The organism is Enterobacter sp. V89_11 (genome assembly GCF_029967775.1).
Lineage (GTDB): Bacteria > Pseudomonadota > Gammaproteobacteria > Enterobacterales > Enterobacteriaceae > Enterobacter > Enterobacter ludwigii.
Window position 1 is genome coordinate 82945 of record NZ_JASCAN010000017.1, and the last position, 25271, is coordinate 108215.

Here is a 25271-nt window from a genome sequence, read left to right on the forward strand (position 1 = left end):
TGGTGTAATATCACGAGTAATCACCTGCTATATGGTTAAAAAAGGAACCAAAAAGGATGCTTTTTACCCTGAAGAAATACATTGGGGGGATGATGCTTCCCCTTCCACTGCTGCTTATCATCATTGCGCTGGGGCTGGCGCTGGTGTGGTTTAGTCGCTTTCAGAAAAGTGGCAAAACGCTTATTACCGTCGGCTGGCTGGTTCTGCTGCTGCTGAGTCTGCAGCCGGTTGCGGATAGCCTGTTACGCCCTGTCGAAAACAGGTACCCGACATGGCAGGGTCATCAGAAGGTGAAGTATATCGTGGTGCTGGGTGGGGGGTACACCTGGGATCCGAACTGGGCCCCCAGTTCAAACCTGATTAACAACAGCCTGCCTCGACTGAACGAAGGTATTCGCCTGTGGCTGGCGAATCCGGGATCGAAAATGATCTTTACCGGTGCGGCGGCAAAAACAAACCCGGTCAGCACGGCCGAAGCCGGAGCCAGAGTGGCTGAATCGCTGGGTGTACCGCGTTCCGCTATCATCACGCTGGACAGCCCAAAAGACACTGAAGAAGAAGCTGCCGCCGTGAAGCAGGCGATTGGCGATGCCCCGTTCCTGCTGGTTACGTCCGCCTCGCACCTGCCGCGGGCGATGATTTTCTTCGAAAGAGTTGGCCTGCATCCCCTCCCCGCGCCGGCTAACCAGATGGCCATCGACGCGCCGCTTAACCCGTGGGAACGGGCGATCCCGTCCCCGGTATGGCTGATGCACAGCGATCGTGTCGGTTACGAAACACTTGGACGCCTCTGGCAATGGCTAAAAGGCGCGTCAGGCGAGCCAGGGCAGGAGTGATTTCGTGGCGAGATCGAAGTTGGCGCGATTAAAACGGCCAGTATTGACCAGTTGCGCCACTTCATCCCAGAGCAGATAGAGCCAGCGGCGCCAGAGAAACGCTTCTGCAACCGGCGCCCGCTGGAGATAATGCCAGAGTAACCCCTCTGCGGCCCCGCTGTCGCTGAGCCTGAACAACTCGTACTCGCGCGGTGCCCAGAGCATGATCCCCGGTCCTACCATTGCCAGAAGCTGGTCGCTGCGAGGGTCTTTCAGCATGCTGCGCAGGGTAAAATTGCCGTGAACCAGCACGCAGTTGTCGTTAAAGCCGTCAAACAGCGCGGGCAAACACTCCCGGGTGCGGAACAAAATACGTTTGTCCTGCATGGTCAAACCGGTGTTATTAAACTGATTAAGGGTGCCCCACAACACTTCGACCCGCTGGCGGTACCACAGTGGCCACAGGTTTTCCTGGGTGCTGTCTACCGGCCCGACGAGCCCACCGCTGTCTTGTCTGTGCCAGCCCAGCAGCGCCTCGACAATCTGATCTTTCAGCTGTTCCCAGCGTTCCGGTGAACGAGCAGGCGCTTCCACAGGCACGCCACGTAACCGCTCAATCAGCAGGACATCGGGGCCGGGGTGTTCTTCATGCGTCATCACGCCATACACCGTCGGCATGCGGACGGTCCCTTGTCGCGCAAGCATCGACATTTTCCAGGCCAGCTGCCTTGCAACGCCCGGCGAGGTAAAACTTCGGGCCATCAGCGGCATTGGGTTTCCCTGGCTGTCATATAACGACCAGAGTGCGGTATCTGCTTTTTCGTTCACACACTCAACCCTGCTTAACTTCTCACCCAGCAGATGGCTCAGTTCAGCACGCAGCTGTTCCATATGAGATTACCCCCATTAAGACTACTGCTTTTATAATGAGCGCGCGGACAGAAGATGTCACCCGACAGAGATCAATTATGGAAAAGAAAGGGAAAATAACCGGGAGAGAACATCCCCCCGTAAGGAGGGATGCGGGCGCTATTAACGCAATTCGGCGCGGACGCGCTCAAGATCTTCCGGGGTGTCAACACCCGTACCTGGCACTTCCTGCGCAACGGCAACGTGAATTTTTTCCCCGTACCAGAGCACGCGGAGCTGCTCCAGCATTTCGATATGCTCCAGCGGGCTGGGTGCCCAGGTGACATAACGACGAATAAAGCCAGCGCGGTAGCCGTAGATCCCCAGATGACGCAGGAATGAATCACCAATGGTCTCTTTTGAAACCGCAAAACGATCACGATCCCAGGGAATAGTGGCGCGAGAGAAGTAGAGCGCATAGCCCTCGGCATCCATCACCACTTTCACCGCGTTCGGATTAAACGCCTCTTCAGCGTGGAGCACAGGAACCGCGAGTGTAGCCATACCGACCTGGCGCTGCGCCAGGTTTTCCGCCACCTGGCGAATAATGACCGCCGGGATCATCGGCTCGTCGCCCTGTACGTTAACGATGACGGTATCATCACTAAAACCGCATTTCTCAACCACTTCTGCCAGCCGCTCTGTGCCGGACTGGTGATCGGCGCGGGTCATGCACACTTCTCCACCAGCCGCCTCAACCGCACGGGCAACGTCCGGATGATCGGTTGCCACGATAACGCGCTCAGCACCGGACTCACGCGCACGTTCAAGGACATGCACAATCATCGGTTTGCCGTTGATATCCACCAGCGGTTTACCCGGCAGACGGGTTGATGCATAACGCGCAGGAATAATGACAACAAAACTCATGGTTTGCTCTCTTCTGCCACCAGGGAGCGGGCTTCGTTTTCCAGCAATACCGGAATACCGTCGCGCAGCGGAAATGCCAGACTGTCCAGCTTGCAAATCAGCTCTTGTTTGTCCTGGCTGTAGTAAAGTTTGCCGTTGCACACCGGGCAGGCAATAATTTCAAGTAAACGGTGATCCATAGTTCCTCCGTATGGGTAATCGCTAAAGCTTAACACATTCCTTTTTCAGGGAGTGTCTGTTTCCCAGCCACGTCGACAGGTGCTAAACAACCCGTCAGGCACCCGACCCAGCGCCACGTCGTGGGCCCCCTGCCAGCATGCGAATTCGCTAATGGCGGAGGTTAATCCTTTTTCCAGCGCCGCGGTGGTCTTGATCCCCTCTTCAAGATAGAGCGCGATAATCTCCAGCGTGCCGGTTTTGCGGTGCATTTTGGCGTCCATTCGACCGACCAGTTGCCCTTTGTGCAGCAGAGGCAACACAAAGTAGCCGTACTGACGCTTTGGCGCGGGGGTGTAACACTCAAGCCGATAGCTGAAATTAAACAGCTGTTCGGCCCGTTTTCTGTCCCACACGACCGGATCGAAAGGCGATAACACCGCGCTGTGGGTTGCCTGAAGCTTACTGTCCAGAGCCTGGGGTAAAAGCGGGAGGAGATCCGAATGCAGCCACATGTCCCCGAGGGTTTCTACCGTGACGGGGATAACACGATGTTCACGCTGCCACATTTCCAGCAGCGGTTTCAGGGCCGGCTGGCGAAGGCGATAGTAATCCGCCAGCCACTGCGGCCGGAAAATGCCCAGACTGCGGGCGCTGTTCTCCAGCATGATGGCTTCCGCTGCCTCCTGGGTAAGTAAGTCACGCTCATCGTCCCAGTGGGGCATCACGCGGTGCGTCAGGTCATACACGCGCTGAAAATTACGCCGTTCAATCACCATGACTTTGCCGGACGTAAACAGTCCTTCAAGGTGGCGTTTGTGCGGCTTCCACTCCCACCAGCCGCTGGTCCCTTTTCTCGGATGTTCAAAATCGGCGGAACGTACAGGGCCGTTTTGCTGAATATGCTCGATAAGCTGTGCTATTTCAGTCGCGTGCTCCTGCATCCATTCCTGGCGGTATTTCCAGCCCATCTTTTCGGGGGCCAGCATGCGATGGCGAACCAGGGCAAAATCGCTGCGCGGCAGGAAACAGGCCTCGTGCGCCCAGTACTCCATTAAGTCCCCCTTACTGAGCGCGTCATCCAGCCACTGAGGCGGATAATTCCCCAGTCGACTAAACAGCACAAGGTAAGGGCTACGGGCCACGATATTAATGGTGTCAATTTGAAGGAGCGACATGCGCTGAACGGTAGAGAGAATATCGGCGGGCTGCGCGCGGCGGCGGGGCTTTTTGAGCAGCCCCTGCGCGGCAAGGTGCAAATGACGTGCGGCTGAAAGCGAGAGTTGCGGTAAAGACATGCGTTTTCCTGTCAGTCAAAGCGCCACCAGAACCGCGTAAGCCATTACTGCACTAACGCAATCAGTTCCTTGAGCAATTGTTCCGGTTGCTCACCGCTGAGTTCAGCGTCAACCGGCAGATACCACCAGTTATCCTTCGCAAAGGCACGGCATTTCACCGCATCTTTTTCAGTCATGATTAGCGTCTGCCCCGGAGCTGTCAGGGCCGCGACCCGATCTGGCACCAGCGCCTGATGATCGGCCAGCGGAACGCGTTTTTCAAGCCGGGCGCCACACTGTTCCAGCGTCGCGAAGAAACGCGGAGGATGACCGATACCCGCCATGGCCACCAGCGCGGGTAACAAGGAGACAGCACGGCGCTCTCCGGTCAACAGATTCACCGCCATTCCCGGCCTGAGATGCATAGGGATCTCACCCGGTTTGGCCTCTCCACCGTTAACAATCACCGCATCAACGGACCTGAGACGCGAAGCACGTTCGCGCATTGGTCCGGCGGGTAGCCACCAGCCGTTACCGAACCGGCGAACCCCGTCAATGACCACAATCTCTTTATCACGCGCCAGCGCGTAATGCTGCAGACCATCGTCAGTAATAATAATGTCTACCGTGTGTTCGGCAAGAAGTGCCTGAACGGCATCACTGCGTACCGGGGAAACCGCAACAGGTGCACCTGTACGCTGGTATATCAATACTGGCTCATCACCCGCTTCAGCGGTCGTAGTTTCCGCCGTCAGCAACAGGGGATACTGCGCCGCTTTTCCGCCATACCCACGCGATACCACGCCTGGGCGTATACCGCGTTTTTGCAGTTGCTCCACCAGCCAGATCACCACCGGTGTTTTACCGTTGCCGCCAGCCGTCAGGTTACCCACCACGACAACCGGCACCGGCGCGCGCCATGCTTGCTTCAACCCCAGACGGTAAAGCAGACGAATGAGGCCGCTCACCAGGCCATAAAGCCAGGAAAGCGGCAGAAGCAGCAGCCACAGCGGTGATTCACCGGACCAGATGCGTGCAATCATTCGCCGAATTGCATCTTATGCAGTTGGGCGTAAACGCCGCGGTGCGCCAGCAAATCAGAGTGGCTTCCGCGTTCGACAATCACGCCATCTTCAACAACGACGATTTCGTCAGCCTGCTCGATAGTCGACAGACGGTGCGCAATCACCAGCGATGTACGGTTCTTTTGTAGCTCATCCAGCGCCGACTGAATGGCACGTTCAGATTCCGTATCCAGCGCAGAGGTTGCTTCATCCAGAATCAGAATCGGGCTATCACGTAACAGCGCACGAGCAATGGCGATACGCTGGCGCTGGCCACCGGAGAGCAGTACACCGTTCTCACCGATAATGGTATCCAGACCGTTATCCATCTTGTTGATAAAGTCCATCGCATAGGCCATACGAGCGGCCTTTTCAATCTCCGCACGGCTGTACTCTTCTGTACGCGCATAGGCAATGTTATTTGCCACCGTATCGTTGAAGAGATGCACATTCTGGGAGACCAGCGCCACCTGGTTACGCAGCGACTGCAGGGTATACTCCCGCAGGTCATGGCCATCCAGCAGGATTTCACCCTCGTCGATATCATAGAAACGGGTGATCAGGCTGGCGATGGTGGATTTACCTGAGCCAGAGCGGCCTACCAGCGCAACGGTTTTACCCGCGGGAATGGACAGGTTGATATTACGCAAAGCCGGCGTTTCGCGGCCAGGATAGGTGAAAGTCACATTGCGGAATTCAACATCGCCGTGGGCGCGTTCAATCTCGCGTTTACCTTCATCTTTCTCCTGTTCGGTATCCAGAATGCTGAACAGGGTCTGGCAGGCAGCCATCCCGCGCTGGAACTGAGCGTTGACGTTCGTCAGTGATTTCAGCGGACGCATCAGGGCAATCATCGATGAGAAGACCACGGTGATGGTACCTGCCGTCAGCGTCTCCATCACGCTCGGGAAGCTGGCCGCATACAGAACAAAGGCCAGCGCCAGAGAAGCGATCAACTGGATGATAGGGTCAGAAATTGAAGAGGCCGAAACCATTTTCATCCCCTGCAGACGCATTTTGTTGCTGACTTTATCAAAGCGTTTGGTTTCGACTTCCTGCCCGCCGAAAATCAACACCTCTTTATGCCCTTTCAGCATCTGCTCAGCGCTGGTCGTAACCTGACCCATCGTGTTCTGCATATTCTTACTGATGTTGCGAAAACGCTTTGAAACGACGCGAATAGCAATAGAGACAACCGGTGCCAGCACGATAAGGATCAGTGACAGCTGCCAGCTGTAATAGAACATCATGATGAACAGACCGATAATCGATGCACCCTCACGCACCACGGTAATCAGCGCGTTGGACGACGATGATGCCACCTGCTCGGAGTCGTAGGTAATACGTGAGAGCAAGGTACCGGTAGACTGCTTATCAAAGAACGCTACTGGCATGCCCATCATGTGGCCAAACAGCCGACGGCGCATGGTCATAACGACTTTCCCGGAAACCCAGGAGATACAGTAGCTCGAAATGTAGCTGGTGATACCGCGTAAGATCATCAGTCCAATAACCACCAGTGGCATCCATATCAGCACTGAGCGATCTGTTTTACCAAAACCGTCATCCAGTAACGGTTTGAGAAGCGATAACATAAACGTATCGCTGGCTGCGTTGAGGACTAACGCTACACCCGCCACGATCAAGCCTGCTTTAAAAGGTGCAATCATCGGCCAGAGTCGGCGGAAGGTTTGCCACGTGGAGAGATCTTTGTCGTTATGCATTCAAAAAACCAGCATCTGTTGAAATAGCCGCATATTCTACCCGTTATCTCCGGGCGCGCCAAACCACTGATGATACCAACGCGGTAAATATTCATCACGTACGCGCTGTATTTGCCATCGATGTTGCGAGAATGTCACCGATATTTGTCCAGAATGGGGGGTATCGTGCCAGATATAGCCCTCTTTTCGATAACGTCTGATAACTTTTGCCGACGGAAAATGCCATGCGTTATAGCGGGCCGCAGAATCGAGCGCGATCCTCCCCTCTACCCGCTGCACCAGTGGCAATGATGAAGACGTATTGCTGCCATGATGGGGTACCTGTATCACAGTGGACGCCAGATGACGCCAGTAATGGCTAAGCATAGTCTGTTCCGCTTGCGCTTCAATATCCCCCGTAAGCAATGCACTCTGCTCACCATCGTCGATTTTTACCACGCAGGAGCGATTGTTCCCCCTTTCGGAATAGCCCGCAGGTGGCCAGTGGACGGTGAAGGTTAACCCCTCCCATATCCATCTCTGCCCGCGAAAACAAGGCCGATGTTCCGCCCGATCTAACGGGCTTCTTATCCATAACGTGGGCCATGTTTTTTGCAGCGTCGCCAGGCCGCCCGCATGGTCGAGATGCTCATGACTGAGGATGACGCCTTCTGGTTGCAAATGGTGCCAGCGTAGCCACGGAATGATTAACTGCCGGGCACTATCACCACCCGGCCAGGCGAGCCCGGTATCATAAAGAAGGGCTTTACCGTGGCGTTCAATGACCACCGCCAGTCCCTGCCCCACATCCAGCATATGCAGTGTCCAGCCCTCACTTCTCACCGTTCGCCAGAGTGGAAATGCCAGTAAGACACTCCCTGCCAGACACACTGCAGGAACGGATTTCCAGGCATGAAAGCGCCAGCCGATAATGGCAAGCCAGGGCAATAACGTCAGGTATTGCCACCGTTCATCTACATTCTGCCAGCCATCCGGCAGGCGCATCAGCATCCAGAACAACCCCCCCAGGGATTTATCGGCTGCAAGCCAGAGGGCACTTTCCAGCGCCGTCAGCGGCAACAGATGAAGCAACATTCCGGCCAGGATCAGCGGTACGCAGACAAAAGTGACCAGGGGGACGGCAAAGAGATTAGCCACCAGGGAAGAGAGGCTAAACCCATGAAAAATCAGCACCTGTAATGGCATAAGCAGAAGCAACATGCCGGTTTGCAGATAGAGCAGATTCAGAAAAGGCTGTAACCAGCGAACCCGGTGCCCGCGAGGAAGAGGCAGCCACTGAAACCAGAAAATCAGCGCGGCGACGGCAAAAGCTGAAAGGGCCAGACTTTGAGAAAGCACGGCTAAGGGATCGCTTATCAGGATTGCCGCGATACAGCAACACCACACCTGCCAGGGAGACCACTGACGGGCGCCAATGCGCAATGCCGCCAGCACGGCAAGTGCGATAACCGTTCGCAATGCGGGCGGTTGCAGCCCGGTAAGCCAGGCGTAGAAAGCGGCAAAGAACAACCCGGCCAGGAGAGGAATCTGCCAGTGGATCCAGTGGCCCGGCATCAAGAACTGAAGCCCACGCGCAAGTAACCAGACGATGGATGCGGCCAGCGCAATATGCAGACCCGAAATTGCCATCAGGTGCAGCGTGCCGGTGTCGCGCATCAGATCTTTAATTTCCCGGGGCACCTCCAGACGTTCTCCCATCCCCAGCCCAAGCATAACCGCGCCCCAGTGAAAAGCAGAAAGCCGGTGTTGCAGTGACATCAGGTACTGAGCACGCAAGCTGCAGTTTTCATCGACGATTTTCGCCTGCGTGAAACGTCCGCTGAGCGTCTGGTGTCGGGCAAAGGCGCTTCGCTGGGGATCATATCCCCCGTCGTTTAGCTCGCCATGCACAGGCCGGAGCCTGAGCGTCATAGCCCAGCGCTGACCGGCACACACCTTTTGCGGCAGGTAATTGCCATACAGCGTCACGCCCGTGGATGCCCACCAGCGTTGACCATCGACACGCAGAATGTTGCCCTGATGCATTGTTGCACCATCGGTGGCCGTGATTTCTATCTCTGCCTGCACTGCTCCCGTCGTTAAATGTTGCATCGGCCAGACGCTTTCCTGCGCAGCAAGAAGACCCCAGACACAAAATAACACCATGATCCCCATATACTTCAGGACGTTGTGTCGCTGGGCGGCCAGCGCTATCCCACCGGCTATCATTACCCACACGGTATGACGTTCAGGCAGGACGGGTAACCAGAGTAACGGCACGATCGCCAGAATGGCGCAAAGACTTATCGCGGGAATGCCCATTACTACCTCCCTGTTTGAGGGTGACAGTATGGAAGCAGGCAGGGTGAGTCGTCAGCCAGAAGAAACGCGGTTTACAGCGGGCGCTGAAGCATTTTTATCCGTTTGCAGAAAACAAAAGGAAAATTGCGCGGCATCTTCAGAATAAAAGCGACAGGCACAAAAAAAGCACCCGCAGGTGCTTTCTTTCGAACCCAGTTTAGCGCTGATGGCTAAACTCAGTTGCCGTAAATGTTGGCGCGATCGCGCAGTTCTTTACCCGGCTTAAAGTGTGGAACGTACTTACCTTCCAGTTCGACTTTATCGCCAGTTTTCGGGTTACGCCCGGTACGTGGAGCACGATAGTGCAGAGAAAAACTACCGAAACCGCGGATTTCAATGCGCTCGCCCTGGGCAAGAGTGGAGGCCATATGCTCCAGCATCTCTTTTACGGCATCCTCCACTGCTTTCGCAGGGATATGCGGTTGCTGACTGGCAAGTCTTTCAATCAATTCTGACTTGGTCATGATTCCTCCGGTTCCTTTCAAACCAATTAGCTGAACAGCTCATTAAACAAGGGCGGCCGTAGCCGCCCTTTGTTATTGATTACAGGACGAATCCTCTAATCTGTCAAGTTTGCTCCTCATCCTTCTCGCTGTAAATGCGTTACAGCTCAAAATGATGCGGACAACCTGATATTACTCGCCTTTAGCTGCTTTGAAAGCTTCAGCCATTGCGTTGTTAGAGAAGTTTGCATCTTCCTGTTTGTTAACAGTTGCGATTGCATCTTTCTCATCAGCTTCGTCTTTAGCACGAACAGACAGGCTGATTGCACGGTTCTTACGGTCAACACCGGTGAACTTAGCTTCAACGTCGTCACCAACGTTCAGAACCAGAGTGGCATCTTCAACGCGGTCACGTGAAGCTTCAGAAGCGCGCAGGTAACCTTCAACGCCGTCAGCCAGTTCTACGGTTGCGCCTTTAGCGTCAACTGCAGTGACTTTACCGTTTACGATTGCGCCTTTCTTGTTCAGTGCAACCCAGTTGTTGAACGGATCTTCTGCGAGCTGTTTAACGCCCAGGGAGATACGTTCACGCTCTGCGTCAACCTGCAGAACAACTGCAGCGATTTCGTCGCCTTTTTTGTATTCACGAACTGCTTCTTCGCCTGCAACGTTCCAGGAGATGTCAGACAGGTGAACCAGGCCATCGATGCCGCCGTCCAGGCCGATGAAGATACCGAAGTCAGTGATAGACTTGATTTTACCTTCAACACGGTCACCCTTGTTGTGGGTTTCCGCGAACTGCTGCCATGGGTTGTTTTTGCACTGTTTCAGGCCCAGGGAGATACGACGACGTTCTTCGTCGATATCCAGAACCATAACTTCCACTACATCACCAACGTTAACAACTTTGGATGGGTGGATGTTTTTGTTGGTCCAGTCCATTTCGGAAACGTGCACCAGGCCTTCAACGCCTTCTTCGATTTCAACGAAGCAGCCGTAGTCAGTCAGGTTGGTAACGCGACCAGTCAGTTTAGTACCTTCTGGGTAACGCTTAGCGATAGCTACCCATGGATCTTCGCCCAGCTGTTTCAGGCCGAGGGATACACGAGTACGCTCGCGGTCGAACTTCAGCACTTTAACAGTGATTTCGTCGCCCACGTTCACGATTTCGCTTGGGTGCTTAACGCGTTTCCACGCCATGTCGGTGATGTGCAGCAGGCCATCAACGCCGCCCAGGTCAACGAATGCGCCGTAGTCAGTGAGGTTCTTAACGATACCTTTGACTTCCATGCCTTCCTGCAGGTTTTCCAGCAGCTGATCGCGTTCTGCGCTGTTTTCGGATTCGATAACGGCACGACGGGATACAACAACGTTGTTACGCTTCTGGTCCAGCTTGATTACTTTGAACTCAAGCTCTTTGCCTTCGAGGTGCAGGGTGTCACGGACTGGACGAACGTCTACCAGAGAACCTGGCAGGAACGCACGAATACCATTCAGCTCAACAGTGAAGCCACCTTTAACTTTGCCGTTGATAACACCGACCACAGTTTCAGCTTCTTCGTAAGCTTTTTCCAGCGTGATCCAAGCTTCGTGACGTTTAGCTTTTTCACGGGAAAGCAGGGTTTCGCCGAAGCCGTCTTCTACTGCATCCAGAGCAACGTCAACTTCGTCACCAACCTGGATTTCCAGCTCGCCCTGGGCGTTTTTGAACTGCTCTGCCGGAATGGCGGACTCAGATTTCAGACCGGCGTCAACCAGTACTACGTCTTTGTCGATAGCAACAACAACACCACGAACGATGGAACCCGGACGGGTTTCGATTGTTTTTAAGGATTCTTCAAATAGTTGAGCAAAAGATTCAGTCATGTTTAATCTTCAGGTTAATATAACGTCCACCTGGCTCCGTGCCGGATGGGGTTGTTTCACATACCCGCCGTCAATCCATTGCAGCGGGGGTACTGCTAAATCGTTCGCAATTACGCGAGTGCCAGTTTTTGGCGCGCATATTGTAGCGCTTTTTCAATCACTTGCTCAATAGTTAAACTGGTTGAATCCAGAACTAATGCATCTTCTGCAGGAACAAGTGGGGCGACGGCGCGGTTACGATCGCGGTCATCGCGCTCTTTTATCTCGGACAAAAGGCGATCAAAGTTAACACTAAACCCCTTTTCCTGCAACTGAAGCATGCGGCGTTGAGCCCGTTCTTCCGAGGAGGCGTCGAGGAAAATTTTCACTGGCGCATCAGGGAAGACAACGGTTCCCATGTCACGCCCGTCAGCGATCAGGCCAGGCAGTTCGCGGAAGGCGCGTTGACGGCGCAGCAGTGCTTCACGCACGCGCGGGAAAGCGGCAACCTGTGAAGCGGCATTCGCCACGTCCTGAGTCCGAATTTCACCGCTGACATCTTCACCTTCGAGAATCACTTCCAGATTTCCGTTGGTTGAGATAAAGCGAACATCAAGATGGGTAGCCAGCGGAACCAGCGCGTCTTCGGAGGCCACATCAACATGGTGATGCAGCGCCGCAAGCGCTAACACGCGGTAAATAGCACCAGAGTCCAGCAGATGCCATTGCAATGCTTCCGCCATTGCCTTGCACAAGGTGCCCTTTCCTGCACCGCTTGGGCCATCAATGGTTATGACCGGGGCAATTGCCGTCATCTTTATCTCCTTAAACAGGCATACCGTTAACGTAAACGCCGCGCATTATACGCGCCAATGCCCACAATCGTTAACGTTGTGTGCAAAAACGCGAATTACAGGTATTTAGATGAAGAATTATTGCGCAATGATACTTCTACATCGTTCGCGTTGCTTGCCGGCGGCAGGCGCACATCTTCAGAAGTGTAGATCATCACGTCAATGAGTGGGAACGGTGTAAGCGCGCCAGCACAGAGGCTGGCGCGAAGGCAAATCAGGCAGGGGTACTGATACGCGCCAATTGCTCGAAGTAGTCCGGGAAGGTTTTCGCCGTACATTTCGGGTCGAGAATGGTCACAGGCGTATCGGAGAGCGCCACCAGCGAGAAGCACATTGCCATGCGGTGATCGTTATAGGTGCCGATTTCCGCAAATTGCAGTTTTGCCGGAGGCGTGACGCGGATGTAGTCTTCGCCCTCCTCCACTTCGGCGCCCACTTTACGCAGTTCGGTCGCCATCGCGAACAGACGGTCGGTCTCTTTTACGCGCCAGTTGTAAATGTTACGCAACGTCGTGGTGCCTTTTGCGAAGAGCGCCGCCGTGGCAATGGTCATCGCCGCATCCGGGATATGGTTCATGTCCATATCGATAGCGTTCAGCTCGCCATGGGTGCAGGAGATGAAATCATCGCCCCAGGTAATCGTGGCGCCCATTTTTTCCAGCACGTCAGCAAAACGGATATCGCCCTGAACGCTGTTACGGCCAATGCCGGTCACTTTCACCGTACCGCCCTTAATCGCCCCTGCCGCCAGGAAATAGGAGGCAGAAGAAGCATCACCTTCCACAAGGTAATGACCCGGAGACTGGTACTGCTGCGCACCGCGAACCACGAATTGCTGATAAGCGCGGTTTTCCACCTCAACCCCAAAGGTTTTCATCAGGTGCAGCGTAATATCAATGTACGGTTTAGAGACCAGGTCGCCTTTGATGGTGATGACCGTATCCTGTGGTGCCAGCGGCGCAGTCATCAGCAGAGCCGTCAGGAACTGGCTGGAGACGCTGCCATCCACCTCGACGTTACCGCCATTGAAACCACCGCGCAGACGCAGAGACGGGTAATTTTCCTGCTCCAGATACTCAATCTGCGCGCCGCCCTGGCGAAGGGCATCCACCAGATGGCCAATGGGACGCTCTTTCATGCGTGGCTCACCGGTCAGCACAATATTGTTGCTGCCCAGGCACAGGGCCGCCGCCAGCGGGCGCATCGCCGTCCCCGCATTACCCAGAAACAGTTCACGCTCTTCAGCCGAGCGTAACGCGCCGCCGTTGCCGGTCACTTCACAGCGGGTGCGGTCGTCAGACAGCGTGTAATGAACTCCCAACGCTTTCAGCGCATTGAGCATATGGCGCACGTCATCGCTGTCCAGCAGGTTTGTGAGGACGGTGGTGCCGTTTGCCAGAGCTGCCAGCAGCAGAGCGCGGTTCGAGACACTTTTTGAACCAGGCAGATTAATGGTGCCATCTACCCGCGCGATAGGTTGTAACGTCAGGGATTCCATGAAACTTAACTCTCAACTCAACATAATAAAAACCCCGCAGCAGGGCTACGGGGGTGAAAAACAGCGTAATTAACCGTGGCGACGTTCGAAGTCGATCATGAAATCGGTCAGGGTTTTAACCCCTTCCAGCGGCATCGCGTTATAGATAGAGGCACGCATACCGCCTACAACACGGTGGCCTTTCAGCGCATGCAGGCCTGCAGCGAAGGACTCTTCAAGGAAGACTTTATCCAGGTTGCTGTCCGCCAGCTGGAACGGCACATTCATACGAGAACGATTAGCTTTCGAGACATCGTTACGGTAGAAATCGCTCTTATCGATCACGCCATACAGCAGGTCGGCTTTCTGCTGATTGATTTTGTCCATCTGCGCCACGCCGCCGTTTTGCTTGAGCCATTTAAAGACCAGGCCAGAGAGGTACCAGGCAAACGTAGGGGGGGTGTTGAACATGGAGTCGTTATCGTTGAGGACCGTATAATCCAGAATAGACGGGCAAGACTGATGGGCTTTACCCAGCAAATCTTCGCGCACGATGACGATCGTCAAACCCGCCGGGCCGATATTTTTCTGCGCACCCGCATAGATAACACCGTAGCGGCTGACGTCAATTGGCGCGGACAAAATGGTAGAGGAGAAATCGGCTGCAACCACCACGTCTTTACCGAAGTTCGGGGTCTCGTCGATGGCAATCCCGTCGATGGTTTCATTTGGGCAATAGTGCAGGTACGCAGCGTTATCAGAGAGCTGCCATTCGCTCATCGGCTTCACGGCACGCAGGCCATCAACGGTAATTTTGGCGTCGATAACATTTGGCGAGCAGTACTTTTTGGCTTCTTTGACCGCACTTGCCGCCCAGTAACCCGCATCAACGTAGTCTGCCGTGGTTTTGTCGCCGAGGATATTCAGCGGGACGCCAGCAAACTGACCGCGGCCACCACCGTGGCAGAACAAAACTTTGTAGTTTGAGGGAATGTTCAGCAGATCGCGAAAATCCTTTTCTGCCTCTTCCGCCACCTGAATAAACTCTTTACCACGGTGGCTGATTTCCATCACCGACGTACCCAGACCGTTCCAGTCACAAAGTTCCTGTTGAGCCTGTTTAAGCACGTCTGCCGGCAACATCGCCGGACCTGAACTGAAATTAAAGACTTGAGCCATTTCCCCTCACCACGCTAAAAGCAATAAGTTATAACTGTGGATATCGGTTTTATCATTCAGTGACACGCGCCGCAATGTCTAAAACTTATGACCGGTGAAATGTGTCCCGCGTCACACAATACAATCTGCCACCTCACTGCGGCAAAACCGACAATATGGCTGTCAGGTAAGGCGTTTGGCCCGGCTAACCTTCGTCCATTCCGGATTTGTACAGCGGGGACATAATTGATGATCGCCCGGCTGCATCGCCACAACATGGCTACATCTTATACAGGCATATTCGCCTGACTCAGGCACGGTCGTGAAACGCTCAATAAGCATATCCGGCAGAATACAGAGCCCCGGCTTCACCTCGTCGTCAGCATAGTAATAGACGCTGATTTGTCCGTTCGTTTCCATGATTGCCAGCCGCACCTGCCCGAGTTGTTCAACGCTATTCAGACGCAGTTCCATAAAAAACTCGAACTCGGTCATGTTGGCACTCTGTACATTTTCCCATGCCAGCCGCCCGTTCTCGACAATAACCACCGGCTTCCCTTCGAGAAGATCTTCCAGCTTTTCACTTTTCGACATCAGCCACATGACAAGCCGGTAAAGTAGCGCCAGTGAGACAAAAACGATAAAAACCGGCACCATCGGCACATCGTCGTAAAAGGCGACATCCCCCGCCGCTGAACCCAGCGTCAGAATAATCAGCACCTCAAAGAGGGACATCTGCCGGACGCCACGCCGCCCGGTGATTTTGAGAAACAGGAAGACCAATACAAAGGTATACAGGCTGCGCAGGGCCACTTCGCCCAAAAATTCGGGAGGAACTTTATCAAACGCCATCCGCTGGAGATCAAATGCTTTCATTTTTCTATGCCTTAACAGTAAGTTACTGTCTGTAAGCATAGTCGAGTCTTTTATTTTCGCCGAAGATAGCACCTGTCACGCAAAACCCGTATCATTGCGCGCTTTACGTACGATAAAAGTGAACGCCATGACTCAAACGTTTATCCCCGGCAAAGACGCCGCTCTGGAAGATTCCATCGCTCGCTTCCAGCAGAAACTGACCGACCTGGGCTTTAATATCGAAGAAGCCTCCTGGCTCAACCCGGTGCCTCATGTCTGGTCCGTGCATATTCGCGATAAAGAGTGTGCCCTGTGCTTTACCAATGGTAAAGGCGCGACAAAAAAAGCGGCACTGGCCTCTGCGCTGGGTGAGTATTTTGAACGTCTGTCGACCAACTATTTCTTCGCCGATTTCTGGCTGGGTGAAACCATCGCCAACGGCCCGTTTGTGCACTATCCGAACGAAAAATGGTTCCCGCTGCCTGAAGACGACGCGCTGCCGGAAGGCATTCTCGACGCGCGTCTGCGTGCGTTTTACGATCCGGAAAACGAACTGACCGCCAGCATGCTGATCGATCTGCAGTCCGGCAATGAGGATCGTGGTATCTGCGCCCTGCCGTTCACGCGTCAGTCTGATGAACAGACCGTCTATATCCCGATGAACATCGTTGGCAACCTGTACGTGTCCAACGGTATGTCTGCCGGTAATACCCGTAATGAAGCGCGCGTACAGGGGCTGTCTGAAGTCTTCGAACGCCACATTAAAAACCGCATCATTGCCGAATCCATCAGCCTGCCTGAAATTCCGGCTGACGTGCTGGCGCGCTACCCGGGCGTGGTGGAATCCATCGCCAGGCTGGAAGCGGAAGGTTTCCCAATCTTTGCCTATGACGGCTCACTGGGCGGTAAATACCCGGTTATCTGTGTGGTGCTGTTTAACCCTGAAAACGGAACCTGCTTCGCCTCTTTCGGCGCGCACCCTGACTTTGGCGTGGCGCTGGAGCGTACCGTCACCGAATTACTGCAGGGCCGTGGCCTGAAAGATCTGGACGTGTTTACGCCACCGACCTTTGACGATGAAGAAGTGGCCGAGCATACCAACCTTGAAACCCACTTCATCGACTCCAGCGGTTTGATCTCCTGGGATCTGTTTAAGCAGGACGCGGACTATCCGTTCGTCGACTGGAGCTTTGCAGGTACCACCGAAGAAGAGTTCGCCACGCTGATGGCTATCTTTAAGGCGGAAGATAAAGAAGTCTACATCGCTGACTACGAACACCTTGGCGTGTACGCCTGCCGCATTCTGGTGCCGGGCATGTCCGACATCTATCCGGCAGAAGATCTGTGGCTGGCGAACAACAGCATGGGCGCGCACCTGCGTGAAACCCTGCTGGCCTTGCCGGGCAGCGAATGGGAAAAAGAAGATTACCTGAACCTGATCGCGCAACTGGACGAGGAAGGCCATGATGACTTCACCCGCGTACGCGAGCTGCTGGGTCTGGCGACCGGTAAAGATAACGGCTGGTATACCCTGCGTATCGGTGAGCTGAAAGCAATGCTGGCACTGGCTGGTGGCGATCTGGATCAGGCTCTGGCCTGGACCGAGTGGACTATGGAGTTTAACCAGTCTGTCTTCTCTGCCGAGCGCACTAACTACTATCGCTGCCTGCAAACCCTGCTGCTTCTCGCGCAGGAAGAAGATCGTCAGCCGCTGCAATACCTGAATGCGTTTGTTCGCATGTACGGTGCTGACGCCGTTGAAGCCGCCAGCGCAGCACTGAGCGGTGAAGCGCCGTTCTACGGTCTTCAGGCTGTGGATAGCGACCTGAAAGCCTTCCCGGCACATCAGTCTCTGCTGAAAGCGTATGAAAAATTGCAGAAGGCGAAATCCGCTTACTGGTCAAAATAAGCGCATATAACATTATCAGCTGTAGGCGTATTCAATCGTCTGGGCTATATTACGGGGCAATTTCATTGCCCCGTTTTTTATTTTTTTCGGCAATGACTGTTGATTGTAATAATAAAGTTAAATATGGGTAAATATAATAATATTTACCTAGGCTTTACTGTTACTTTTTATGGTAATTACTCCATATTAATTAACTGTTGCAGAGGTGGCCGAAAGAAATAATTCAACTCTTTTCATAACTTTTAAAATTTATTTTTATACGGATAATCAAATACTTACTCCGCTTTTGCTGTAAATCCATACACATTGCGGGCCTATAAGCCAGGCGAGATATGATCTATATCAATTTCTCTTCTATAATGCTTTGTTAGTATCTCGTCGCCGACTTAATAAAGAGAGAGTTAGTGTGAAAGCTGACAACCCTTTTGATCTTTTACTCCCAGCTGCTATGGCCAAAGTTGCCGAAGAAGCGGGTGTCTATAAAGCAACGAAACACCCGATGAAGACGTTCTATCTGGCGATCACGGCTGGTGTGTTCATCTCTATCGCGTTTGTCTTCTACATCACTGCCACCACCGGTACTGCCGCGATGCCTTTCGGCATGGCGAAACTGATTGGCGGTATTTGCTTCTCACTGGGACTGATTCTTTGCGTCATCTGCGGCGCCGACCTCTTCACTTCTACAGTGTTGATTGTCGTGGCAAAAGCCAGCGGAAGAATTACCTGGGGTCAACTGGCGCGCAACTGGCTTAATGTCTATGTTGGCAACCTGATTGGCTGTCTGCTCTTTGTTCTGTTGATGTGGCTCTCTGGCGAGTATATGACCGCCAACGGTGGCTGGGGACTCAACGTCCTGCAGACTGCAGACCACAAAATGCACCACACATTTATCGAAGCCGTTGCTCTCGGCATCCTCGCTAACCTGATGGTCTGCCTGGCTGTCTGGATGAGCTACTCGGGTCGTAGCCTGATGGATAAAGCCATGATTATGGTTCTGCCGGTTGCGATGTTTGTTGCCAGCGGCTTCGAGCACAGTATTGCGAACATGTTTATGATCCCAATGGGAATTGTAATCCGCAACTTTGCAAGCCCGGAGTTCTGGACTGCTGTTGGTTCAACCCCGGAAAGTTTCTCTCACCTGACTATTATGAATTTCATTACTGATAACCTGATCCCTGTCACTATCGGGAACATTATCGGTGGGGGTCTGTTAGTTGGGTTGACATACTGGGTCATTTACCTGCGTGGCGACGACCATCATTGATGGTTATCTCAGGCAGTAAATAAAAAATCCACTTAAGAAGGTAGGTGTTACATGTCCGAGCTTAATGAAAAGTTAGCCACAGCCTGGGAAGGTTTTGCGAAAGGTGACTGGCAGAATGAAGTAAACGTACGTGACTTCATTCAGAAAAACTATACCCCGTATGAAGGTGACGAATCCTTCCTGGCTGGTGCAACTGACGCGACCACCAAGCTGTGGGACAGCGTAATGGAAGGCGTAAAACTGGAAAACCGCACTCACGCGCCAGTTGATTTTGACACCTCCGTTGCTTCTACCATCACTTCTCACGATGCTGGCTACATTAACAAAGCCCTTGAGAAAATCGTTGGTCTGCAGACTGAAGCACCACTGAAACGTGCGATCATCCCGTTCGGTGGTATCAAAATGGTTGAAGGTTCCTGCAAAGCGTATAACCGCGAGCTGGACCCAATGCTGAAAAAAATCTTCACCGAATACCGCAAAACCCACAACCAGGGTGTATTCGATGTTTACACCAAAGACATTCTGAACTGCCGTAAATCTGGCGTTCTGACTGGTCTGCCAGATGCCTATGGCCGTGGCCGTATCATCGGTGACTACCGTCGCGTTGCGCTGTACGGTATCGACTTCCTGATGAAAGACAAATACGCGCAGTTTGTTTCCCTGCAGTCTGATCTGGAAAACGGTGTAAACCTGGAAGCGACTATCCGTCTGCGTGAAGAAATCGCTGAACAGCATCGCGCGCTGGGTCAGATCAAAGAAATGGCGGCTAAATATGGCTGCGATATCTCTGGTCCTGCAACCAACGCTCAGGAAGCTATCCAGTGGACCTACTTCGGCTACCTGGCCGCTGTTAAGTCTCAGAACGGTGCAGCAATGTCCTTCGGTCGTGTATCCACCTTCCTGGATGCTTACATCGAACGTGATATGAAAGCGGGCAAAATCACCGAGCAAGACGCTCAGGAAATGATTGACCACCTGGTCATGAAACTGCGTATGGTTCGCTTCCTGCGTACCCCTGAATACGATGAGCTGTTCTCTGGTGACCCAATCTGGGCAACGGAATCTATCGGTGGTATGGGTGTTGATGGCCGTACTCTGGTTACCAAAAACAGCTTCCGCTTCCTGAACACCCTGTACACCATGGGTCCTTCTCCGGAACCGAACATCACCGTTCTGTGGTCTGAAAAACTGCCTCTGAACTTCAAGAAATTCGCCGCTAAAGTGTCCATCGACACCTCTTCTCTGCAGTACGAGAACGATGACCTGATGCGTCCGGACTTCAACAACGATGACTATGCTATCGCATGCTGCGTAAGCCCAATGGTTGTTGGTAAACAAATGCAGTTCTTCGGTGCGCGTGCAAACCTGGCGAAAACCATGCTGTACGCAATCAACGGCGGCGTTGATGAAAAACTGAAAATGCAGGTTGGTCCTAAGTCTGAACCAATCAAAGGCGACGTTCTGAACTTCGATGAAGTCATGGAGCGTATGGATCACTTCATGGACTGGCTGGCTAAACAGTACGTCACTGCCCTGAACGTTATCCACTACATGCACGACAAGTACAGCTACGAAGCCTCTCTGATGGCGCTGCACGACCGTGACGTTATCCGCACCATGGCGTGTGGTATCGCAGGTCTGTCCGTTGCGGCTGACTCCCTGTCTGCAATCAAATATGCGAAAGTTAAACCAATTCGTGACGAAGACGGTCTGGCTGTTGACTTCGAAATCGAAGGCGAATATCCGCAGTTTGGTAACAACGACTCTCGCGTTGATGACATGGCGGTTGACCTGGTTGAACGTTTCATGAAGAAAATTCAGAAACTGACCACTTACCGTAACGCTATCCCGACTCAGTCTGTTCTGACCATCACGTCTAACGTTGTGTATGGTAAGAAAACCGGTAACACCCCAGACGGTCGTCGCGCAGGTGCGCCATTCGGCCCAGGTGCTAACCCAATGCACGGTCGTGACCAGAAAGGTGCTGTTGCCTCTCTGACCTCCGTTGCTAAACTGCCGTTTGCTTACGCGAAAGATGGTATCTCTTACACCTTCTCTATCGTGCCGAATGCGCTGGGTAAAGACGACGAAGTACGTAAAACTAACCTCGCGGGTCTGATGGATGGTTACTTCCACCACGAAGCGTCCATTGAAGGTGGTCAGCACCTGAACGTGAACGTAATGAACCGTGAAATGCTGCTTGATGCGATGGAACACCCTGAGAAATATCCTCAGCTGACCATCCGTGTATCCGGCTACGCAGTACGTTTTAACTCCCTGACGAAAGAACAGCAGCAGGACGTTATCACCCGTACTTTCACTCAGTCCATGTAAGTGGAATTGACTGAAATCACGCGTTAAAAGGCGTACAATAAAGGCTCCACATACGTGGGGCCTTTTTAACACTCTCTCCATCACAGTCTCTTTTGTCCGCTATCTATACTCTATGGATAACAGCCAAAACAGACTTAAACACAGCCGGTTTTGAGCTGTGCATACACAGGCCCCGGACGGGCCGATGCTGGAGATATCACCGCAATGTCAATTATTGGTCGCATTCACTCCTTTGAATCCTGTGGCACTGTCGATGGCCCGGGTATCCGCTTTATCACTTTTTTCCAGGGCTGCCTGATGCGCTGCCTGTACTGCCATAACCGTGACACCTGGGATACGCACGGCGGCAAAGAAGTGACCGTCGAAGAACTGATGAAAGAGGTGGTGACCTATCGTCACTTTATGAACGCATCCGGCGGCGGCGTAACCGCTTCCGGCGGTGAAGCCATTCTGCAAGCCGAATTCGTGCGCGACTGGTTCCGCGCCTGTCGCAAAGAAGGCATTCATACCTGTCTCGATACAAACGGTTTTGTCCGCCGCTACGATCCGGTCATTGATGAACTGCTCGACGTCACCGACCTGGTGATGCTCGATCTCAAACAGATGAACGATGAGATCCACCAGAATCTGGTGGGTGTTTCCAACCACCGTACGCTGGAGTTCGCCAAATACATCTCCGGGAAAGGCATCAAAACCTGGATCCGCTATGTTGTTGTACCTGGCTGGTCAGATGATGACGATTCCGCGCATCGGCTGGGAGAATTTACCCGCGATATGGGCAACGTTGAGAAAATTGAGCTTCTGCCCTACCACGAACTGGGTAAACACAAGTGGGTCGCCATGGGCGAAGAATATAAACTCGATGGCGTTAAGCCGCCGAAGAAAGAGACGATGGAACGCGTGAAAGGTATTCTTGAACAGTACGGCCACAAGGTAATGTATTAAGAAAAGGCCCGGTGAGAACCGGGCCTTTTTTATATTATCTGAAGACGCCATTAATAATGGTGGTCACAACCGCAGTACTCAGCGCAATTAAGACCAGATCGTCACCGACGACACGCCATTCATAGCCAGGATAGGAAGGAAGCTGGCCCAGCATAGAAGCCGGCACGGTTTTCTTCGCAATGCCCGGAGGGAGCGGTTTACCGCGTGCAAGGTTTTTCGCAATACCCGGAGGCAGTGACTCATAACCTGTTAAGCCGTAATTGAGTGCCAGGTGACGGGCATGATCGAAGCTCACACGGGCGTCGACATCGTCACTGACGCTTTTATTCGATTTACCTGGATTTTCCTGTCCGTTATTTTGTTTATTACCGTGGGTACCGGAATTTCCGTTGCCATGACTACCGGAATTGCCGTGACTGCCGCCATTACCTTGTCCGCCACTGTTCCCGTGACCACTGCCATTCCCGTTACCCGGGTTAGCCATGACCGGAGCTGCAGCAAACGTTAAAGACAACACTACTGCCAGAGCGGTAGTGGTAAAACGACGAGTAGACATGATTGTTGCCTTTTAGTGATATAACTCACCTGAATTATCGCCTGGTGCAATAAACAAACAATACGTAAAAGTCTTATATGTGATGGGGACAAAAAAGCCAGTCATCGACTGGCTTTTTATTAATCAGGCATGCGCCACAGGCGTCGGGTGTTCTCCCACTTTGCGCAGCAGCATTAAGAGATAAATAAACGATACGCTGGCGATCATAATAAACAGCAAATTGTCGGAGTAATTCTGCATCAGCATCGCGGTAAAGGTCGGTCCCAGCAGGCTGCCGATGGTATAGCTCAGTAACAACGCCTGGTTCATTGCCACTAACTGGTGGTGTTCAACTTTCTCACAGGCCCAGGCCATCGCGACCGGATAGAGCGTAAAACCTGCGGCACCCAGAATAAACAGCGCAGGCGCCATCGCCGCATTGCTGAGCATGGCGAGACAGCCCATGATCACCACAAAAACCTGAACACGCAGCACCAGCAGGCGACCAAAGCGATCGGCCAGGCGTCCAATCGGCCACTGACCGACAATCCCCGCACTCACCATCACCGCCATCCAGAAACCGATCCCGGAATCGCTGACGCCCTGATGGTTCAGATAAAGCGGCATCAGGCCATACAGTGAACCAAGCACAATTCCGGAGATAATACAGCCGTTAACGCCAAGGCGCGCCTGACGCAGTCTCAGCATTGGCCAGACGTGGGTTGCTTCCTGGTGTTCGCTGTTCTGGTTCACAATGCGCGTAAAGAGCAGCGGCAGGATTGCCGCCAGCACCATTCCCGTCACCCACGGCAGAACGCTCATCAGGTCGGTTGGCAGTTTGCTCACCATCAGTTGACCAAGCACGGTACCGATGTAATAAACCATCATATAGGCTGCCAGCAGGCGTCCGCGGTTACGTGACGTGCCGCTGCACATCAGCGCGCTTTCAACCACCACCCAAATCATCGCGCAACCCACTCCGGCGATAAAGCGCCATACCATCCAGCTCCAGAAGCCGACCATCAGGCCCAGCCCGGCACATCCGACAGCGAAGAGCAGCGAGGCCAGATAATAGCTGCGGTTAAAACCAAAGCGTTTAATCAGGCTTCCTGTAACCAGCGTACCCAGCAGGTTGCCGGTAAAAAAGGACGAGCTGACCATACCCACCTGCCAGGTCGGTAAGTTTTCATGGGCGAGCCACAGCGGGACGAGCGTATTTAACACTGCGATCGCCAGGGTCAGCAGAAGCAGGCCACAGAGCAATAAAAGCACTGGCCGGGTATAGATGGTCATGGATTAAAAACCGTGAGGAAGTTCAGATTTCGTGCGCATCATGCCACTGGCAAAAACAAAGTCAATCCACTGATTTCACCGCCACGCACGATATGTTCCCTGTCGATTTAAAAAACTTATCCTGCTAATGCAACGCCTGCTATAGATATGAATTATGTATCTGTTTTTATTTATTAATGCCCGAAGTGAAAACAAAACGTCAGTCGAAAAATTTCATGATTAAAATAAAAAAAGCCGGGCGCTCCGTCCCGGCTTTATCTCACCCACTGCAACGTTAACTGGCGACGGCCATACCCACGGTCATATGCAAACCGTAGAACACACCGCGGCCGATCAGTTCACCTGCGAGGACCAGCACAAAAGCCAGTGACAGGAGCGGCAGCGCGGGTTGATACCCCTTAAGCTGAGGCACAATCCAGCACACTAGTGCCGCCACCAGCAGTACCACGCGCCAGGCCATCAGCGAGCCGTATGCCGGCACCAGGGCAGACGCCTGCTGAACAGAGCTGTGAATGGTTGCCAGCTCCGCGCCCTGCATCAGGGTGACGACTGCGCTCACCACCAGCGCCAGCAGTGAAACGACAGGCAGCAAACGCATCGCCCAACCGTCAACACCCGCGACGCGCAGCAGCATGAAACCAAGAAGCGGCCCACCAATAAACAGCGTCAGGAAGAAGCTCATCGGCGTCCAGATGCTGTACCAGGTCGGCACGGTGTCGATGGTGTTATAGACCCGCACCATCATCCATACAAACACAACGCCCAGCACCATCGTGACAATCAGCCACACGCTGCGCAGCCCTGCCGGCAATTTCTTCAGTGCTGCCAGCAGCCAACCCAGCCCACCCACAGCAAAGAAGATCGCCCCGCTGGCGATTTCATTACTGAGTGATGACGCGCCCACCCGGTTCAGGGAGTTGAACGCGCGCATTGGCGAGCCGAGGTGCAGCGTAGAGGCAATAAAGCCAATTCCCATCAGCACCCACAGGCCAAACATACTCAACACTAAACGTTGTTGTTGCTCAGCAGTGAGATTCCCTTTCAGCAGCGCCAGCGCGAGGACAATAAAACCGCCCGCCACACACTGCCCAAAGACCGTGAAGATCATCAGCGGCCATTCATGCCATCCACTTCCCATCTCACACCTCCTTCGGGTTTGCCAGGTAGCCGGTGGTATCCCCTGTCGGGCGGCTGTTGGCGTTAG

General features: G+C 53.4%; 21 protein-coding genes and 1 pseudogene. 5 read left to right on the top strand and 17 right to left on the bottom strand.

The window, feature by feature from the left end; translation table 11 throughout:
- The first annotated feature begins 56 nt into the window (after positions 1-56).
- Positions 57-836 (top strand): envelope biogenesis factor ElyC, encoded by a 780-nt coding sequence (gene elyC / locus QLG09_RS14660; protein WP_059306074.1) that lies wholly within the window; start codon positions 57-59, stop codon positions 834-836.
- Here elyC and QLG09_RS14665 read toward each other — a convergent pair.
- The 13 genes from QLG09_RS14665 to QLG09_RS14725 all read right to left on the bottom strand — a co-directional run bounded on the left by QLG09_RS14665 (position 813) and on the right by QLG09_RS14725 (position 15808).
- Entirely contained in the window at positions 813-1706 is an 894-nt protein-coding gene (locus tag QLG09_RS14665) for a YcbJ family phosphotransferase (RefSeq protein WP_014169395.1), read from the bottom strand. The genes elyC and QLG09_RS14665 overlap by 24 nt on opposite strands.
- A gap of 141 nt (positions 1707-1847) precedes the next feature.
- Entirely contained in the window at positions 1848-2594 is a 747-nt protein-coding gene (gene kdsB, locus QLG09_RS14670) for a 3-deoxy-manno-octulosonate cytidylyltransferase (protein WP_014169394.1), read from the bottom strand.
- A complete protein-coding gene (gene ycaR / locus QLG09_RS14675; RefSeq protein ID WP_006174474.1) occupies positions 2591-2773 on the bottom strand; it encodes a protein YcaR in 183 nt (60 codons plus the stop codon). Before ycaR ends, kdsB begins: the two co-directional genes overlap by 4 nt.
- A 45-nt stretch (positions 2774-2818) precedes the next feature.
- Positions 2819-4048 carry a winged helix-turn-helix domain-containing protein gene (locus QLG09_RS14680; protein WP_044857922.1) on the bottom strand — a complete coding sequence of 410 codons (1230 nt, stop codon included), beginning with the start codon at positions 4046-4048 and terminating at the stop codon, positions 2819-2821.
- 44 nt (positions 4049-4092) lie between these two features.
- Positions 4093-5070, bottom strand: a complete 978-nt coding sequence (gene lpxK / locus QLG09_RS14685) for a tetraacyldisaccharide 4'-kinase (RefSeq protein ID WP_079231212.1) — start codon at positions 5068-5070, stop codon at positions 4093-4095.
- Positions 5067-6815, bottom strand: a complete 1749-nt coding sequence (msbA, locus tag QLG09_RS14690; protein WP_020884816.1) for a lipid A ABC transporter ATP-binding protein/permease MsbA — start codon at positions 6813-6815, stop codon at positions 5067-5069. The genes lpxK and msbA overlap by 4 nt, the downstream gene beginning before the upstream one ends.
- Positions 6816-6851: 36 nt before the next feature.
- On the bottom strand, positions 6852-9116 hold the full coding sequence (locus QLG09_RS14695; protein WP_126488745.1) for a ComEC family protein: 2265 nt from the start codon (positions 9114-9116) through the stop codon (positions 6852-6854).
- A 215-nt stretch (positions 9117-9331) separates the two neighbouring features.
- On the bottom strand, positions 9332-9619 hold the full coding sequence (gene ihfB, locus QLG09_RS14700) for an integration host factor subunit beta (protein ID WP_008499965.1): 288 nt from the start codon (positions 9617-9619) through the stop codon (positions 9332-9334).
- Between the two features lie 171 nt (positions 9620-9790).
- Positions 9791-11464, bottom strand: a complete 1674-nt coding sequence (gene rpsA / locus QLG09_RS14705) for a 30S ribosomal protein S1 (protein ID WP_014169387.1) — start codon at positions 11462-11464, stop codon at positions 9791-9793.
- A 110-nt stretch (positions 11465-11574) separates the two neighbouring features.
- Entirely contained in the window at positions 11575-12258 is a 684-nt protein-coding gene (gene cmk / locus QLG09_RS14710) for a (d)CMP kinase (RefSeq protein ID WP_014169386.1), read from the bottom strand.
- A 253-nt stretch (positions 12259-12511) separates the two neighbouring features.
- Positions 12512-13795, bottom strand: a complete 1284-nt coding sequence (gene aroA, locus QLG09_RS14715; protein WP_282489019.1) for a 3-phosphoshikimate 1-carboxyvinyltransferase — start codon at positions 13793-13795, stop codon at positions 12512-12514.
- A gap of 69 nt (positions 13796-13864) precedes the next feature.
- Positions 13865-14953 carry a 3-phosphoserine/phosphohydroxythreonine transaminase gene (gene serC / locus QLG09_RS14720; protein WP_044866179.1) on the bottom strand — a complete coding sequence of 363 codons (1089 nt, stop codon included), beginning with the start codon at positions 14951-14953 and terminating at the stop codon, positions 13865-13867.
- Between the two features lie 162 nt (positions 14954-15115).
- The gene (locus QLG09_RS14725) at positions 15116-15808 is read right to left on the bottom strand and encodes a DUF421 domain-containing protein (protein ID WP_020884820.1); all 693 of its coding nucleotides are present in this window, start codon (positions 15806-15808) and stop codon (positions 15116-15118) included.
- 127 nt (positions 15809-15935) lie between these two features.
- On the opposite strand from QLG09_RS14725, the gene ycaO reads away from it, so the two are divergent.
- The 4 genes from ycaO to pflA all read left to right on the top strand — a co-directional run bounded on the left by ycaO (position 15936) and on the right by pflA (position 22239).
- Positions 15936-17696, top strand: a complete 1761-nt coding sequence (gene ycaO, locus QLG09_RS14730; RefSeq protein ID WP_032677795.1) for a 30S ribosomal protein S12 methylthiotransferase accessory factor YcaO — start codon at positions 15936-15938, stop codon at positions 17694-17696.
- A gap of 406 nt (positions 17697-18102) precedes the next feature.
- Positions 18103-18960 carry a formate transporter FocA gene (gene focA, locus QLG09_RS14735; protein ID WP_025204555.1) on the top strand — a complete coding sequence of 286 codons (858 nt, stop codon included), beginning with the start codon at positions 18103-18105 and terminating at the stop codon, positions 18958-18960.
- Positions 18961-19011: 51 nt separating this feature from the next.
- Complete coding sequence (gene pflB, locus QLG09_RS14740; protein WP_014169380.1) at positions 19012-21294, top strand: formate C-acetyltransferase; 2283 nt, start codon at positions 19012-19014, stop codon at positions 21292-21294.
- 204 nt (positions 21295-21498) lie between these two features.
- Positions 21499-22239, top strand: coding sequence for a pyruvate formate lyase 1-activating protein (pflA, locus tag QLG09_RS14745; RefSeq protein WP_020884823.1), 741 nt, complete (start codon positions 21499-21501; stop codon positions 22237-22239).
- 34 nt (positions 22240-22273) lie between these two features.
- Here pflA and QLG09_RS14750 read toward each other — a convergent pair whose 3' ends face one another.
- The 4 genes and pseudogenes from QLG09_RS14750 to QLG09_RS14765 form a co-directional block, all read right to left on the bottom strand.
- Positions 22274-22795 carry an anti-virulence regulator CigR family protein gene (locus QLG09_RS14750; RefSeq protein WP_020884824.1) on the bottom strand — a complete coding sequence of 174 codons (522 nt, stop codon included), beginning with the start codon at positions 22793-22795 and terminating at the stop codon, positions 22274-22276.
- A 123-nt stretch (positions 22796-22918) separates the two neighbouring features.
- Positions 22919-24067 carry an MFS transporter gene (locus tag QLG09_RS14755; protein WP_014169376.1) on the bottom strand — a complete coding sequence of 383 codons (1149 nt, stop codon included), beginning with the start codon at positions 24065-24067 and terminating at the stop codon, positions 22919-22921.
- Positions 24068-24341: 274 nt separating this feature from the next.
- A complete protein-coding gene (locus QLG09_RS14760; protein WP_014169375.1) occupies positions 24342-25205 on the bottom strand; it encodes a dimethyl sulfoxide reductase anchor subunit family protein in 864 nt (287 codons plus the stop codon).
- Position 25206: 1 nt separating this feature from the next.
- A pseudogene (locus QLG09_RS14765) lies at positions 25207-25271 on the bottom strand (dimethyl sulfoxide reductase subunit B); the annotation flags it as partial.

What these genes read in the sequence shown, in the direction of transcription:
- elyC (WP_059306074.1), top strand. Translation starts at nt 57, where the DNA reads ATGCTTTTTACCCTGAAGAAATACATTGGGGGGATGATGCTTCCCCTT.
- QLG09_RS14665 (WP_014169395.1), bottom strand. Translation starts at nt 1,706, where the DNA reads ATGGAACAGCTGCGTGCTGAACTGAGCCATCTGCTGGGTGAGAAGTTA.
- kdsB (WP_014169394.1), bottom strand. Translation starts at nt 2,594, where the DNA reads ATGAGTTTTGTTGTCATTATTCCTGCGCGTTATGCATCAACCCGTCTG.
- ycaR (WP_006174474.1), bottom strand. Translation starts at nt 2,773, where the DNA reads ATGGATCACCGTTTACTTGAAATTATTGCCTGCCCGGTGTGCAACGGC.
- QLG09_RS14680 (WP_044857922.1), bottom strand. Translation starts at nt 4,048, where the DNA reads ATGTCTTTACCGCAACTCTCGCTTTCAGCCGCACGTCATTTGCACCTT.
- lpxK (WP_079231212.1), bottom strand. Translation starts at nt 5,070, where the DNA reads ATGATTGCACGCATCTGGTCCGGTGAATCACCGCTGTGGCTGCTGCTT.
- msbA (WP_020884816.1), bottom strand. Translation starts at nt 6,815, where the DNA reads ATGCATAACGACAAAGATCTCTCCACGTGGCAAACCTTCCGCCGACTC.
- QLG09_RS14695 (WP_126488745.1), bottom strand. Translation starts at nt 9,116, where the DNA reads ATGGGCATTCCCGCGATAAGTCTTTGCGCCATTCTGGCGATCGTGCCG.
- ihfB (WP_008499965.1), bottom strand. Translation starts at nt 9,619, where the DNA reads ATGACCAAGTCAGAATTGATTGAAAGACTTGCCAGTCAGCAACCGCAT.
- rpsA (WP_014169387.1), bottom strand. Translation starts at nt 11,464, where the DNA reads ATGACTGAATCTTTTGCTCAACTATTTGAAGAATCCTTAAAAACAATC.
- cmk (WP_014169386.1), bottom strand. Translation starts at nt 12,258, where the DNA reads ATGACGGCAATTGCCCCGGTCATAACCATTGATGGCCCAAGCGGTGCA.
- aroA (WP_282489019.1), bottom strand. Translation starts at nt 13,795, where the DNA reads ATGGAATCCCTGACGTTACAACCTATCGCGCGGGTAGATGGCACCATT.
- serC (WP_044866179.1), bottom strand. Translation starts at nt 14,953, where the DNA reads ATGGCTCAAGTCTTTAATTTCAGTTCAGGTCCGGCGATGTTGCCGGCA.
- QLG09_RS14725 (WP_020884820.1), bottom strand. Translation starts at nt 15,808, where the DNA reads ATGAAAGCATTTGATCTCCAGCGGATGGCGTTTGATAAAGTTCCTCCC.
- ycaO (WP_032677795.1), top strand. Translation starts at nt 15,936, where the DNA reads ATGACTCAAACGTTTATCCCCGGCAAAGACGCCGCTCTGGAAGATTCC.
- pflB (WP_014169380.1), top strand. Translation starts at nt 19,012, where the DNA reads ATGTCCGAGCTTAATGAAAAGTTAGCCACAGCCTGGGAAGGTTTTGCG.
- pflA (WP_020884823.1), top strand. Translation starts at nt 21,499, where the DNA reads ATGTCAATTATTGGTCGCATTCACTCCTTTGAATCCTGTGGCACTGTC.
- QLG09_RS14750 (WP_020884824.1), bottom strand. Translation starts at nt 22,795, where the DNA reads ATGTCTACTCGTCGTTTTACCACTACCGCTCTGGCAGTAGTGTTGTCT.
- QLG09_RS14755 (WP_014169376.1), bottom strand. Translation starts at nt 24,067, where the DNA reads ATGACCATCTATACCCGGCCAGTGCTTTTATTGCTCTGTGGCCTGCTT.
- QLG09_RS14760 (WP_014169375.1), bottom strand. Translation starts at nt 25,205, where the DNA reads ATGGGAAGTGGATGGCATGAATGGCCGCTGATGATCTTCACGGTCTTT.